The sequence below is a fragment of the Hydrogenophaga sp. genome (genome assembly GCF_030373245.1).
GTDB lineage: Bacteria > Pseudomonadota > Gammaproteobacteria > Burkholderiales > Burkholderiaceae_C > Hydrogenophaga.
The window spans coordinates 319,824-332,753 of record NZ_JAUCZF010000002.1; the positions used below are offsets into that span (position 1 = coordinate 319,824).

Below are 12,930 nucleotides of genomic sequence, written 5' to 3' on the forward strand. Positions count from 1 at the left end.
CTCACACGTGGTGCTCGAAGCTCACCCGCTTGCAGCCATAGCCGTTTGTGGTCCTCGGGTCGGGCATCGGGCTTGTGAAGACGCCATTGCCTCGATGAATGCTGTGGAGCAATGACCCAGAGGCCATGGGGCGGCTGCGACCAACGGCCATCGCCGCAGAACTGCCCTACGAAGACAACGGGACAACGGCTTCAACGGGTCCAGGATCGCTCGCTACAAGCGGCACCCAAGGAATGCAGCGCCACACCGATAACCGACAGCCTGTCGACAATCAGGTGCTCAGGGCCTCAAGACGCGGGGCGGCTGCGCTGCCGGGTGACCTCGGCAAGCAAGGTGGCAACTTCTGTCTGACCGCGCTGCTGCGCATGGGTCAGCGGGCTCACGCCCTGGGCGTCGGCCTTCTGCGGGTTGGCGCCATGCGCCAGCAGCAGGCGCACGATCTCGGTGTGGGCGGCACCGCCGTCGCCCAGGATCACGGCTTCGAGCAAGGCGGTCCACCCCAGGTGGTTGACCTGGTCGATGTCGATGCGACTGGCTTTGAGCAGCAGCCGCACCGTTTCCACATGACCATAGTGGCAGGCCGGAATCAGCGCCGTCCCGCCGTAGCGATTGAGGCGCTGGTAGTCGGGCCGGGTGGGGCTGCCGCTGGGTGGGCCGAGCATGTCAGCGAGCATGGCGGTGCGGCCGCGCGCACCAGCCAGCAGGAAGGGGCTGTCGCTGATGTCATCTTGCGCGTTGATGTCGGCACCGCGGCGGATCAGGAGTTGCGCCGCGGCGTCGTGCCCGCGTTGCACGGCCACCAGCAGCGGTGTTCGGCCGCGCAGGTCGCGCGTGTCGATGCGGGCGCCGTCGTCCAGCAAGCGCGTGAGCGTTGGTACATCATCCCGCGCAGCCGCTTCGATCAACGCGGGCTCGGTCTCGCCGTTGGGCGACACCAGGAGGGCCACGCCGGCTCTTGCAGCCGCGCGCTCGCAGGCTTCACAGGCGCGCGAGCTGCCCACCAGCACGAGACCACCGAGGTCATCGCGCCGCAACAGGCGCTGCGCCGCCAGCAACGCCTGTCGCTCGGCATGGGCATCGGGGTCCTGGAGCGCGATCACGCGGCTGGGTGCCTCGGCCACGAGGCGGCCCTGGGCATCGACCACCACCGCACCGTAGGCCTGGTCGCCACTGCGCACTGCCACATCGCGCATGGCCTTGGCACGCACCAGCGCCGTCTGCCAGGGGGTTGCGGCCCAGCTTTGGGGTGCGCTCGCGAGCAGGGCGGCGCTGGCGATCAGGTGGCGGCGTTGCATGTGCCGATTGTGTGGCGCCGCCGGGGTGGGAGCAAGTGCCGAGGTCGCGCCGGGATGAGCGCGATGCCGCGTACCATCCTCCCATGACCCAAGACACTCAGGACCCCATTCAAGAAGACCGCGTCTGGAGCGACGGGCACTGGACCGCGCGCGTGATCAACAACGATGATGACGACGGCTGGGCGGTGGCGATGTTCCTCGACGGCCAGAGCGAGCCGGCGCTGGTCGGCCCCTGGACCATGGGACGCGACAAGAAAAACCCCAAGCCGCTGGATACGAATGCGTTCAATACGCTGGTGAAAACCGCCAAGGAAGTGATTCGCAGGTCCGAGCAACAGCGCCACGCCGAGCTGAACAAGAACGTCAGCGTGACGGTGGGTGGGCGGCGCGTACGCGTGGCGCTGGCCATCGTGCCTGACGAAGAGAGCGCGATCGCGACCCTGCGCGCCGAAGACGAGCTGGGGGAAGCGCTGGCGGTGGTTCCGGTACCGCCCACCTTCAAGCTCACCGTGGCCAGCGCCGAGGCCTGGGTGCAGACCGGTTTCGAGAAGCCGCGCGGATGATGTTCAGCGTTTTCAACTCCAACCCGAGGGCGGTCAGATGATCGACGGACTTGTTGCTGGCCGGCTGATGGGCGATGCCTCGCGCAGGATTGACAAGGCGGGACGCACCTACATCGTGGCGCGCGCGCTGGCGCGCAACCGGGCCGATGAGGAGTTCATCGTCAACGTGATCGCGTTCGACGATGCGCCGGGCGCTGCCTTGCTCGCGCTGGCCGATGGCGACGCGCTCACCCTGGCAGGTGCGCTCACGCCCAAGGTGTGGGTCGACAAACAAGGCGTGCACCGCCCGAGCCTGGACTTGATTGCCACGCGGGTGATGTCGGCCCTCGACGCGGCTCGCCAGCCCTGAGCTCGGCCGGCTTCAGTCACGGTAGCTGAAGGCCGGCATCACGTCGACGATGTCCAGCGCCGGTGGCGACTGTCCGTCGGGTCCGGTGGCAAACATGCCGGCAATCGCCAGCTGGGCGTAGCCATGCACCAGGGACCACAGCATGGTCTCGGCGCGCAGGGCGGCGTGGGGTTTGTCGGCCTTGTCCCAGTCCAGTCCGGCGGCGATCTCGCGCAGCACGTCGTAGCTCTCGGCCGCGGTGGTCTGCAGTTCACCGTCTTCGAAGTCGCAGAGCTGGCTTGAAAACATGAGCGAGAACAGGTGAGGGTGGGCTTGCGCGAAGCGCACATAGCCGCGCATGGCGGCGTTCAACCGGGCCTTGCGGCTGGCGCGGCCGGGCAGGCCTTCGCGCATGAACACCACATGGCGCCGGAAGCCCTCGGCCGCCATGGCGGTGAGCAGGCCGCGCAGCTGGCCAAAGTGGTTCTTGGGTGCGGCGTGGCTCACCCCGGCGCGCGCCGCGATGGCGCGCAGCGAGAGCCCTGCCAGGCCCTGCTCCTCGAGCAACGCCAGTCCCTGGGTGATGAGCGCGTTGCGCAGGTCACCGTGGTGGTAGTGGCGGTCGGACATGGTCAATGCACAGGTATTCTTGGGAAATTGTTTCCACTGTCAATATTTTACTTGCGGTTTTTGGCTCGACCGCCTATATTGACACTGTCAATTTAAAGAACTGAGTGCGCTGCCCAGCTGGCAGCATGCTCATCACCCGGGAGCCTCTGATGGACTGGAGCACACTTTTTTCCCTGATGAACGCGCTGGCCATGGTCGGCTGGCTGGTGCTGATGCTGGCGCCCCGCCGCTGGACAGCGCTGGGCCTGGTGCCCCGGCTGCTGGTGCCTGGCGCGATCGGTGTGGCCTATACCGCGCTCATGGGTGCGCACTTCGCCTCAGCGGGCGGGGGCTTCGGGTCCATCGCCGAGGTACGGACGCTGTTCGCCTCCGACCCGGTGCTGGTGGCGGGCTGGGGGCACTATCTGGCCTTCGATCTGCTGATCGGGGTGCTGCTGGCCGACCGCCTGGATCGCGTCGGCGTGACGCGGCTGCTGCAAGTGCCGGTGCTGCTGGCCACCTTCATGTTCGGTCCGGCGGGCTGGCTGCTGGGCCTGATCACCGAAGCGGTGGCGCGCAGCCGACTTGGCCGCGCGCAGGAGGCCTGAGCCATGAATACCTTGACCTGGACCGCCCTCACACGCACCGCGCCAGCTCCCGAGCTTGCCGCGGTGGACGCAGCCCGCACATTGTGGGCGCTCACCGGCTTCTCGCTGGCACTTTTGTTGGGCTTCGTGGCGGCGTCGGCGCTGGAGACGCGCACGCTGGAAGGTGCGAACGTCTGGCTCAAGCCCGCCAAGTTTGCCCTGTCGTTCGCGGTGCTGTACGCCACTTTGGCCTTGGTGGTCGAACGGCTGTCGGTGGCTGTGCGCACGGGCTGGGCGCTGCGGATGACCCTGGCGGCGATGGTGCTGGCGACGTGGACCGAGATGGCCTACATCGGCGGCCGCGCAGGCTCCGGGTTGACCTCGCATTTTGCGGTGGCGACGCCGATGGAAGCGTTGCTCTACTCTCTGATGGGTGTGGGCGCGGTCACACTGGTGGTGGGCATTGCTGTGATCGGCTGGCTGGCCGGGCGAGATGCGGCCGCTGAGCTGGGGCCGGGTTTGCGACTCGGGGTGCGTTGGGGGTTCGCGATGTCCGCGTTGCTCACCCTGGTGACCGCTGGCTATCTGTCGAGCAACAGCGGGCATTTTGTGGGCGTGCCGTCGGCCGACGCCGCAGTGATTCCGCTGCTGGGCTGGTCGGGCGAGGTGGGTGATCTGCGCCCCGCGCACTTTCTGGCGTTGCACGCGATGCAGGTGCTGCCTTTGCTCGGGTGGTGGCTCGACCGGCGCGGCAAGCCAGCCCGCTTGACGGTACACACGGCCGCAGCCGTATACGCTGCGCTCACACTCGCTGTGTTTGTTCAGGCGCTGATGGGGCTGCCGCTGGTGCGCCTGTGATGCGGCGCGCCTGCCAATGGGCGGTTCCGAATCTCAGGCCATCGCACGTGCTGCAAGTGCGGCGATGCCCTGCGCGAAACGCGGCAGCAGCGCCTCAGGCAGGTCGTGGCCCATGCCGGCGATGAACTCGGTGTCCGCTCCTCGGATGTGCGCAGCCAGATCGTGGCCACAGGCCACCGGCACCAGCGTGTCGGCGACGCCGTGCACGATGCGGGTGGGCGAAGTGATGCGCGCGAGCAGGGGCGTGCGGTCGCCATCGGCGACCACAGCGAGCAGCTGGCGCGCCGAGCCGGTCGGATGCCAGGCGCGCTGCACTGACGCCAGCGCACGCTCGCGCATGGCCTCGGCGCTCGTGGGGTAGGCCGGGCTGCCGATCACGCGCAGCACCTGCAGGATCCAGTCCACAGCCGCATCGGTGCCCGGTTTCATGGGGCGCGACATCAGCACCTTGCGCACCGACCAGGGTGGCTGTGGCAGTGAGCGTGCGCCGCTGGTGGTCATCATCAACGTGAGGCTGGCCACGCGTCGCGGCGCCTCTGCAGCGAGGTGCTGCGCAATCATGCCGCCCATGGAGGCGCCGCACACATGGGCCTGGGCGATGCCCAGTGCGTCGAGCACACCGAGCGCATCGCGCCCCATGTCGGCCAGGGAGTAGAGCGATTTCACCGGCAGGTGCAGGGCGTAGCGCAGACCTGCCAGCGCCATGTTGGGCACGCCCGCATGATCAAACCCTTGGCTGAGGCCAATGTCGCGGTTGTCGAACCTCACGACGCGAAAACCGCGATCGGTCAGCAATTGCACCAGAGCCTGCGGCCACGCAATGAGCTGCATGCCCAGACCCATGATGAGCAAGACCACCGGACCGTCGCGTGGTCCCTGGTCGTCGACTTCAATCTGGATGCTGTTGGCTTGAATCTTCATCTGTCAGTCCCTTGCGCGCAGCGGTGGAGCGTGGCGAGCCGGCGCCGGGCCGCCCCAAGGCAGGCCCAGCCCCCTTGGGGGGCTGAGGGCCGCGGCTCCAAGCCTGCCTGCGCAGGCTTGGACGGCCTGAAGAGGCACGGCCTCTGGCCGTGGCGCGCCCTGCAAGGGGCGACCCGCGCAGCGGCGGAGCGTGGGGGTCACCTCAATACCACTGTGTGACCACCTCTGGCTGGTGCGCGACCTTGAAAAACCAGCGGCGTGCGCCTTGGGCGTCGAAGCGCTTCCAGTGGTCCGGGTCTTGCCGCAGCCGGTCGGCGATGGCGTACATCGCCAGGGGGTTCATGCCCATGCCGATGTGGCTGGCGTGCACCTCGATGTTTTCGGTGTGCGCGTGTTGCGGCGGGTTGAGGCTGCACTGCCAGGCCACGATGCCGTCGGTCTTGCTGTAGATCGAGGTCGTGGGCACAGGTGGTGGTTTGCGCACTTCGGCCAGAAGCTCTTCGTCGTGCGCATTCTGGCGGCTGACCATCTGGTAGAAGCGCCACGCGTTGGTGGCTTTGGGGTGACCGGTGAACGGCGTGCCCAGTGTGATGACGCAGCGGACGAAGTCGGGCATTTCCTTGGCCATTTCGCGTGCGTAGATGCCACCCAGGCTCCAGCCGATCAGGCTGATCTTGCCGCCGTGTTCTTTGTGCAGTTCTCGGATGCGCTCGCGGCAGCCTTCCAGCACGCCGTTGCGAGGCCCCAGGTTCATGCCTTGTTTCCACGCGTGGGGCTGGTAGTTGTGCTGTTTGAGGAAGCGGCGCAAGGCGAGCGTGCTCACGTCGTTGGCGCCCAGGCCGGGAAACACCAGCACCGCATGGCCATCGCCCGAAGGCATCTTGGAGAGCCACGGCGAGACCGCCGCCAGTGCCATCGCCTCCCAGGGTGCGCGGGCCTCCAGCATCATCAGCCACAGGCCGGGCGGCACACTGTGCAGAGCCGTGTCTTCGTCGGCTGGGGCTTTCGGTGTGGGTTTGCGTCGGGTGGGAGAACTCATGCGGGCACAGAGTGAAACGACCATGCAACCATGCTAACGACTGCGGGTGGCACGCGTTGGTGTGCTTTCCCTAGCCGGAGGTCGCTTGCGTGACACGCTGCGCTCGGGTGCGACGGCCTTCGCCGCCCTCTTGGCCGCGGTGGCGGCGGGGGCCTTTGGGCGCACTGCCGCCTTGGCGCTTCCACGTGGGTGCCTGGCGGGTTCAGCAGGCTGCTCGCTGGCGCGATCGGTCGCGGCAGGGGGTACCAGGGCGCGCAATTCGTCTAGTGCCTCGTCGACCGCCAGCGCCAAGGCCTTCACATCGGGCATGGCCGCGCCGTCGGCCATGAGGCCGAAGTCCATGGCGGCGTCAAAACTCTGCACCGTGATGTTGAGCGCCAGGCCGTGTACCACGATGCTGGTGGGGCAGTTGGTGAGCACGCGCGCACCGGCGAGGTACAGCGGCACCTGCGGCCCCGGCACGTTGGAGATCACCACGTTGGCCACCTGCGGGATGCGGTCAGCCACTTTGGCCTTGCCGTACAGCGAGACCGCGGCTTCGATCAACCAGGGGACGCCAATGGATGGGAAGTCGGTCGGCAGAATGCTCTTCATGCGCCCCATGGTCGACTTCATGGCGCTGCTGGCGGTGCGAATGTGTTCGAGGCGTTTCGCGGGATCGGCCAAGTGGGTGCCCAGGCTGATCAGGCTCATGGACGCCTGGTTGTCGGCGCGCGTATCGCCGGCTTCCCGCAGCGAGATCGGCACCGCGGCCACCAGGCTCTTGCGTGGCAGTGCGGCGTGCTGAAGCAGATAGCTTCGCAACGCACTCGCGCACAGCATCAGCACCATGTCGTTGAGCGTGGCCTGGTGGGCGCGGGCCAGAGCCTTGAGCTCGAGCAGCGGCACGCTGGTGGAGGCGAACGCGCGCGCCGTGCCCACGGTGGCGTTCATCGCGGTGGCGGGCGCCAGTGTCACGTTGCCCGAGCCCTTGCCGCGCGCAACCTGACCGGTGATTGCGGTCTTGGCGGTGCCAGCCACGGTGCCCAGGGTGCCTGGCAGTTCGCGCACGATCTTGGCCACCTGGGCCACTTCGTTGCTGAGCGCGCCGCGCAGCATCTCCACCATGTCGAGCTTGAAGGTCTTCTGGCGCGTGGACGGGCGCAGCTCGATGGTGCGCGGCTCGGGAGTGACGTCGAACAGCACATTGGCCAGCGCCACCGCGGCCTGGCCATCCACCGCGGCGTGGTGCAGCTGCGAATACAGCCCCACCTGCTTGTGCCCGCAGGCGCTGCGCGGCAGGCCCTCGATCACGTGCATCTTCCACAGCGGCTTGCTGCGGTCCAGCAGTTGCGGGTGCAGCCGTGACACCTCGGCCTCCATCAGCGCACGCGCATCGCCGTGGGTGGCTGCGCTGCGCGGCAGCTTGTGTTCGACCACGTGCACCGTGAGGTCGGGCTCGGCGTCCACCCAGGCCGGGTTGGCCAGGTTCAGCGGCATCCACCACAGCCGCCGCCGAAGCACCGGTGCGGCCGGCAGGCGGGCCGCAAAGTGACGGCGCAGGTCGTTCGCGTAGCGCCCGCGGTAGCCGGCGGGCAGCTCCAGCAAATGCATGGCGCCCACATGCATGGGCATCTCGGGTTTCTCCAGGTAGAGAAAGGTGGAGTCCAGACCAGAGAGCTGCTTCATCGCCATGCGGGGTCTCCTCGGGAGTTCCAGTTTTGGTGTCGGGCATGCCGACGGGGCGTTGCTTTGCAGCGCCATTGTGGGCGAGGCAAGGACTGCCACCTGCCCCGCGGGCGACCAGATTGCTCAGGGTATGCACCGAGCCGCCGGGGTCGTCAATTGGAGTTCTGGCGCCGAAGACTGATTTTATGTACAGTATCGATATGTCCGAACTCCGCATCCCGCTGCACGCGATCAAAGGCCGTGGCGTGAGCCACCGGGAGCCGCACCGGTTCGAGCGCGACACGCGGCTCGCGTTTGATGACGGCTGGTCTGTGCTGGCTCCGCCGGCGGCTGAGGAAGCGGTCGCGCCGGCCACGCAGGTCACCCTGGAAGATGCGCGCAGCGTGATCACGCGCAACGATTCGCCCGACATTGGCTTCACGCTGGGGTTGAGTCCCTGCCGCCGGGGCGAATACGGCTGCATCTTTGTAGAGGGTCGGTGAAACCTTCTTTTTTGACTGATGAGGCGCATGGCCATCAACAGCAGTGGAGGGTCCCTGCGCCGAACCGACCATCGCGGTGGGTAACCCGATGCCAGTGGCATTGCCCTGAGTGTGAAGGGAATTTCCTGGGATCGGTCTGCGCAGCTTTCCGGGCCAATCAGTCGCACCGGCTTCAAATAGCGGTGTGCGGTGGATGCGACCATTGCGAATAGCCAAGCCTGCTGACCCTGAGCGCCATGAAGCGGCCGCTGCGCACCGCGACGGGCACCGGTTCGCGTGTCGGCTGTAAGAGTTACAGCAACTGCAGGGATCTTTGAGCTGAGATGCCCGGTGTTATTTACCGCGTTCCCATTACCTGAACTGGCGGCTTCGACCAATTCAGCGCGCCTATCAGCATCACCGGGCAATCAAGAGTCGAACGTGACCTGCCATGGGCCTCAGTTCGTCCCGCGCGGCAAACAGCATCATCGCCAGAATCAAGCCCGTTCAAGAACGGGTAGCCGACTGCCACGGGGCTTGAGTCTTCTCGCTGGCCAAAGGCTTTTTTCACTCTTGCCGCAGGAAGTGGACCCATCCACGGGGCCCCACTTGATTGACCACAATGTCAGCGTCACAGCCGCCTGGAAGCCTAAGAAAACAACCCCAGGTCCCTGACGCTGAAGTTGTTGATGTAAGGCAGTGCATCGCCCAGCAAGTTCGTGGGCACGCCGAACCAGGTACCCAGTGTGGCCGCGTACTGTGAGGTCGAGGTCGTGGGCAGCAGTCGCCCACGACCCAAGTCCTCGTTCGTGTTCAGTGCGATGGTCGGGTAGTTCCCGACGATCCTGCCGCCGTTCACTGCGCCGCCCATGACGAACTGGTGGCCACCCCAACCATGGTCCGTGCCGCTGCCGTTGCTGGTCAGCGTGCGCCCGAACTCCGAGGCAGTGAAAGTCGTCACCTGATTGGCCACACCCAGTTCAACGGTGGCGTCGTAGAAGCTGCTCATCGCTTGTGCCACCTGGGTGTGCAGGCCCGGCAAATCTGCCAGCAGCCCGTCGTGGTGATCAAAGCCACCCAAGCCAACGAAGAACACCTGGCGTCGCATGCCAAGGCTTTGCCGCAGAGAAATCAGCCGAGCCACCATCCTCAGCTGATCAGCCAAAGAATTGCCTGAGGGGAATGGTGTTTGGAGCGATGCAGCCTGCCCGAGAACATCGCTCAATTGCGCATTTGCGTCTAGCGAACGCCGGGTGACCACGCCCAGGTGGTTCTCAAAAAGCGGACTCGGGTTGGATCTGAGAATGTCCCTCAGTGCTTGACCCGCCACGCTTGAGCCGTAAAGACTGTTTAGCGCTGATACCCTTGCTGGACCACCGCTGCCGACCTGAAACTGCTGGACCGTGTTGCCGTACAGAAAGACGGCCGTTCCATTGATCGATACCGAGGTGAACACGGGGTTGCTGGAGTTGTTTGACGCCAACAGATCGCCAAAGCGTCCACCCCAGCCTACGGTGGCGCCCTCCACTCCGGACGACTGCCACACCGACTGCTGGTCGTTGTGCGAGAACAGTTGCGGTGGCACTCCAGCCGCCCGGGCTTGGAACTGGGCCTTGGTCAGCGGCGCGGACATCGGCCCCACGTTGGCCACGATCGACAGCTTGTTTTGTGCGTAAAGGTTCGCCAACGGCGACAGCTCCGTGGCCAGGGCGAAACTGCGGTTGCCCTGAGAGGCAACGCTGCCGAGCGACATGAAGTCTGTGCGTGGCCGAGCGAGGCCACCGCGCAAGGCGCTCATCGCAGAAAACTCGGCGTTGTCGAAGGGCACCAGGGTACTGGTCTGGTCCATGCCACCGAAGAGGAACACGCACACCAAGGCTCGATAGTCGTTGACGACGGTTTGAGCCGCCGCCGCTTGTATGCCTGCAAGGTTCAACGCCATGGGCGCCGCAGCACCCATGGCCGTGAGCTTTGTGGCCGATTTAAGAAAGTGACGGCGGCCTGGGTTGGTCGTGTGAGAGTTTTTCATTTCGAGACCTTCAGACTTGAACCAGAAACTCGGGACTGCACAGCGCGAGCAGCACGGCGATACGAGCCCGGGTCCGATTGGCGTTGGTGGCAGTGGTCGGTACCGACAAAATGGCCGTGCGTATCGCGCTGCGCGTGGCGGTGCTCAACCGCTGGCCTGTGAGCAGCAGATCCACGCGATCAATCAACGCGTCGGGGTTGCCCGCCAGCGCCTGTTCGGCAACCAGACTGCATGACACGTCGTCGTTGTCACCAACACCGTCCTCCACCACGTCCTTCATGAAGTTGATGTAAGACGTCACTTGCGACTCTGTGTTGATCTGAAGTTCCGGGGCCACCAATCCCTGGGTGGCAATCGTTGAGCCAGGCGGCACGAATCCTGGGCGGTAGAAATTGAACACCGAGGGCGCCCTCATCGGCGACTGACCGATCTGATTCGTGGTGCGAATACGGAACTCGTTGGAGTTTGAAGACGCATTGAACGCACGCGCCCAAGCGGTCAACCGCAACACAGGCTCGCGCACCTTGCCGTGGCGACCGTCGCCGGAGCGGGGCGGCAAGATGGCCTCATCGTCCAACAAAATGGCGCGAATCAAGGCCCTCATGTCACCTCGAACACCGGCGCCGTTGTTGGCAAAGGCCGCGGCTACACGCCTCACATAGGCCGGTGATGGGTTGCTCGTCACCAGCCGCTGAATGAGCAAGCGCGAGACGAAGGGAGCGGTGTTGGGGTGATTGAACAGCGTGTCCAGAGCAATGCGCAGGCTCGGCCGTGCGGTGGTGCCGGCGGGAATGGTGACACCAAGGAAACTCTTCGCAGAAAGCGAGTGGTGCTGTTCATAGGGCACCATCGGCTGAATCTGAATGTCGCTTGGCGGGAAATTCTCGGTGAATCGGTAGCTGCTGGAGTCTCTAGGCACCCAGCTCCATCCCGTAAAAACTTTGGCCAGGCCGGAGACATCCGCGTTGTCGTAGGTGGGGATCGTGTTGCCCGCGCTGTCGCGCCTCGGCGTTCCGTCGGGGTTGAGCTGCAGCAATCCAATCGTGAACAGCTGCATCACCTCTCGCGCGTAGTTCTCATCGGGTGATGTGCCCCCGACCGGATCTTCTTTCGGGTTGGCACGGTGCGACAGGTAAACGCCCATCATGCCGTGGGTAGACACATCCTCGAGCAATGTGCGGAAGTTGCCGAAGGCGTTGCGGCCCAGCATGTCCATGAAACTGGTGTGGCAACGCGAGCGATCAATCACATTGTTGCTGGTCATTGACACAACGAAGATCTGGGACATCGCATAGACCACACGCTGGCGCAACTGGTCAGGGCCGCGCAGGGCCTGCATATAAAAAGAATCTTGTAGGTTGCGGGCGTACTCCCAAGGACGCTTGCCAGGCTCGATTTGAAACATCCAACGGTCCACATGGGTCAGGTGCATGACCTGAGGCAAGGTGAATTGATGGTCCAACCAGCCACGGTAACCACGACTGACCACGTCGGCGATGCTGGCATCTGTTGCGCCGAAACTGCTGAAGCCCAGAAAACGCGAAGCCAGTGCACGCGTTGGTGCGGGTGCTGGTCCTGGAGCTGGCCCTGGAGCAGGAACTGGTCCTGGAGTGGGAGCTGGACCGCTTGCTGATGCATCGCTTCCACCGCCGCCACCGCAAGCTGTAAGTGCCAATCCCACCAGACTGAGCAGCGCAATTCGCTTAGAGCCCTCGTGTGCCATCAGCCGCTCTGGCTCTGTTGCTACTGGCGAGACACAATCCTCGGCAAACTCAACATCCGGTGCTGGTGCTGGTCTTGGTTCAGGATGTTTCATGGGTGTTAAATGAGGCATGGTCAGTCGAAGAATTGCTTGTGAGCTGGTGCGTTTTTTTATTCGGCCAACCCCTCGGCACAGCAAGGTTGCTCAGTTTCAGTTGGGGTTGGTTGCAGCAATCGGCTGATCGGTGGGCTTTTGGGAGCAATCCCAGAGAGATCACAAAAATGGAACTCTGGTGAACCCAGGTGCGAGGGAGTCCCACCGCGTCCGCCGCTTGGGGCCGATGTTACTTCGCCAGCTTCAATCATTGTCGACCACCTGTGAGCGAGCGTCGACCGTTGGTAAGTTGGGGATGGGTTTGATGAGCTTCTCAACTTCGGCCTTGTTTCGCATCTGATAGGGCGTAATCGGGGGGAGCGCTCAGAGCGAAGACGCCATGGTCCGAGCGTTTGGGTTATCTCAAATTCACAAAGTTTTACGCGTCTATCCCTCGATAGCGAAGGTTCTACAGAACCCAATACCTGGGCAACAACCCTAGCGCCAAACGCCTGCATTGATGCGTGCCACGAGCGTCCACTGGCGAATGTGTTCGTACTCAGCGACTTGACCCATCGAGCAGATTCAGAGCATCGGTCCGCCAGTGGTGAAGGGCTTCATAGAATCCCTCCCACACACAGCCGTTGCAGCCGCGCTCGCAGCAGGTGGTGGGCTCGGGCGGCGGCGCTCGCAGCGCCGTGTCCAGGTGAATGCCCTGCAGTTGCGCCAGGTGACGCAGGTGGGCGATCAGTGCGCGGGCGGTCGGCGCATCGACCA

General features: G+C 64.8%; 13 protein-coding genes. 5 read left to right on the forward strand and 8 right to left on the reverse strand.

Annotation, left to right across the window (positions count from 1 at the left end; genetic code table 11):
* Positions 1 to 287 precede the first annotated feature (287 nt).
* Positions 288 to 1,295 (reverse strand): ankyrin repeat domain-containing protein, encoded by a 1,008-nt coding sequence (locus tag QUV25_RS06930; protein WP_300862650.1) that lies wholly within the window; start codon positions 1,293 to 1,295, stop codon positions 288 to 290.
* Positions 1,296 to 1,378: 83 nt separating this feature from the next.
* Between QUV25_RS06930 and QUV25_RS06935 the strand changes: the two genes are divergently transcribed.
* Positions 1,379 to 1,858 carry a hypothetical protein gene (locus tag QUV25_RS06935; protein WP_300862652.1) on the forward strand — a complete coding sequence of 160 codons (480 nt, stop codon included), beginning with the start codon at positions 1,379 to 1,381 and terminating at the stop codon, positions 1,856 to 1,858.
* A 37-nt stretch (positions 1,859 to 1,895) separates the two neighbouring features.
* Positions 1,896 to 2,207: a single-stranded DNA-binding protein gene (locus QUV25_RS06940; protein WP_300862654.1), complete on the forward strand. Its 312-nt coding sequence runs from the start codon at positions 1,896 to 1,898 to the stop codon at positions 2,205 to 2,207.
* A gap of 12 nt (positions 2,208 to 2,219) precedes the next feature.
* On the opposite strand, the gene QUV25_RS06945 is transcribed toward QUV25_RS06940, so the two are convergent.
* Complete coding sequence (locus tag QUV25_RS06945; RefSeq protein ID WP_300862657.1) at positions 2,220 to 2,816, reverse strand: TetR/AcrR family transcriptional regulator; 597 nt, start codon at positions 2,814 to 2,816, stop codon at positions 2,220 to 2,222.
* A gap of 125 nt (positions 2,817 to 2,941) precedes the next feature.
* Between QUV25_RS06945 and QUV25_RS06950 the strand changes: the two genes are divergently transcribed.
* Together QUV25_RS06950 and QUV25_RS06955 are read left to right on the forward strand one after the other, a co-directional pair.
* Positions 2,942 to 3,403, forward strand: coding sequence for an ABA4-like family protein (locus QUV25_RS06950; RefSeq protein ID WP_300862659.1), 462 nt, complete (start codon positions 2,942 to 2,944; stop codon positions 3,401 to 3,403).
* A gap of 3 nt (positions 3,404 to 3,406) precedes the next feature.
* Positions 3,407 to 4,240 carry a hypothetical protein gene (locus QUV25_RS06955; protein WP_300862660.1) on the forward strand — a complete coding sequence of 278 codons (834 nt, stop codon included), beginning with the start codon at positions 3,407 to 3,409 and terminating at the stop codon, positions 4,238 to 4,240.
* A gap of 33 nt (positions 4,241 to 4,273) precedes the next feature.
* Here QUV25_RS06955 and QUV25_RS06960 read toward each other — a convergent pair whose 3' ends face one another.
* From QUV25_RS06960 to QUV25_RS06970, 3 genes are all read right to left on the reverse strand, one after another.
* Positions 4,274 to 5,161 carry an alpha/beta fold hydrolase gene (locus QUV25_RS06960; RefSeq protein WP_300862662.1) on the reverse strand — a complete coding sequence of 296 codons (888 nt, stop codon included), beginning with the start codon at positions 5,159 to 5,161 and terminating at the stop codon, positions 4,274 to 4,276.
* A 202-nt stretch (positions 5,162 to 5,363) separates the two neighbouring features.
* Positions 5,364 to 6,200, reverse strand: a complete 837-nt coding sequence (locus QUV25_RS06965) for an alpha/beta fold hydrolase (protein ID WP_300862664.1) — start codon at positions 6,198 to 6,200, stop codon at positions 5,364 to 5,366.
* Between the two features lie 33 nt (positions 6,201 to 6,233).
* On the reverse strand, positions 6,234 to 7,874 hold the full coding sequence (locus QUV25_RS06970) for a wax ester/triacylglycerol synthase family O-acyltransferase (RefSeq protein WP_300862665.1): 1,641 nt from the start codon (positions 7,872 to 7,874) through the stop codon (positions 6,234 to 6,236).
* 194 nt (positions 7,875 to 8,068) lie between these two features.
* Between QUV25_RS06970 and QUV25_RS06975 the strand changes: the two genes are divergently transcribed.
* The gene (locus tag QUV25_RS06975) at positions 8,069 to 8,350 is read left to right on the forward strand and encodes a hypothetical protein (protein WP_300862667.1); all 282 of its coding nucleotides are present in this window, start codon (positions 8,069 to 8,071) and stop codon (positions 8,348 to 8,350) included.
* Positions 8,351 to 8,978: 628 nt separating this feature from the next.
* Here QUV25_RS06975 and QUV25_RS06980 read toward each other — a convergent pair.
* From QUV25_RS06980 to QUV25_RS06990, 3 genes are all read right to left on the reverse strand, one after another.
* Positions 8,979 to 10,289 (reverse strand): DUF1501 domain-containing protein, encoded by a 1,311-nt coding sequence (locus QUV25_RS06980; RefSeq protein WP_300862668.1) that lies wholly within the window; start codon positions 10,287 to 10,289, stop codon positions 8,979 to 8,981.
* A gap of 79 nt (positions 10,290 to 10,368) precedes the next feature.
* Entirely contained in the window at positions 10,369 to 11,907 is a 1,539-nt protein-coding gene (locus tag QUV25_RS06985; RefSeq protein WP_300863076.1) for a DUF1800 domain-containing protein, read from the reverse strand.
* Positions 11,908 to 12,712: 805 nt separating this feature from the next.
* The gene (locus QUV25_RS06990; protein ID WP_300863077.1) at positions 12,713 to 12,904 is read right to left on the reverse strand and encodes an oxidoreductase-like domain-containing protein; all 192 of its coding nucleotides are present in this window, start codon (positions 12,902 to 12,904) and stop codon (positions 12,713 to 12,715) included.
* Positions 12,905 to 12,930: the final 26 nt, after the last annotated feature.

Excerpts from the sequence above, each read along its gene's own strand:
- QUV25_RS06940 (WP_300862654.1), top strand. The coding sequence starts at position 1,896 with ATGATCGACGGACTTGTTGCTGGCCGGCTGATGGGCGATGCCTCGCGC.
- QUV25_RS06965 (WP_300862664.1), bottom strand. The coding sequence starts at position 6,200 with ATGAGTTCTCCCACCCGACGCAAACCCACACCGAAAGCCCCAGCCGAC.
- QUV25_RS06935 (WP_300862652.1), top strand. The coding sequence starts at position 1,379 with ATGACCCAAGACACTCAGGACCCCATTCAAGAAGACCGCGTCTGGAGC.
- QUV25_RS06970 (WP_300862665.1), bottom strand. The coding sequence starts at position 7,874 with ATGGCGATGAAGCAGCTCTCTGGTCTGGACTCCACCTTTCTCTACCTG.
- QUV25_RS06945 (WP_300862657.1), bottom strand. The coding sequence starts at position 2,816 with ATGTCCGACCGCCACTACCACCACGGTGACCTGCGCAACGCGCTCATC.
- QUV25_RS06955 (WP_300862660.1), top strand. The coding sequence starts at position 3,407 with ATGAATACCTTGACCTGGACCGCCCTCACACGCACCGCGCCAGCTCCC.
- QUV25_RS06950 (WP_300862659.1), top strand. The coding sequence starts at position 2,942 with ATGCTCATCACCCGGGAGCCTCTGATGGACTGGAGCACACTTTTTTCC.
- QUV25_RS06930 (WP_300862650.1), bottom strand. The coding sequence starts at position 1,295 with ATGCAACGCCGCCACCTGATCGCCAGCGCCGCCCTGCTCGCGAGCGCA.
- QUV25_RS06960 (WP_300862662.1), bottom strand. The coding sequence starts at position 5,161 with ATGAAGATTCAAGCCAACAGCATCCAGATTGAAGTCGACGACCAGGGA.
- QUV25_RS06980 (WP_300862668.1), bottom strand. The coding sequence starts at position 10,289 with ATGGGTGCTGCGGCGCCCATGGCGTTGAACCTTGCAGGCATACAAGCG.
- QUV25_RS06975 (WP_300862667.1), top strand. The coding sequence starts at position 8,069 with ATGTCCGAACTCCGCATCCCGCTGCACGCGATCAAAGGCCGTGGCGTG.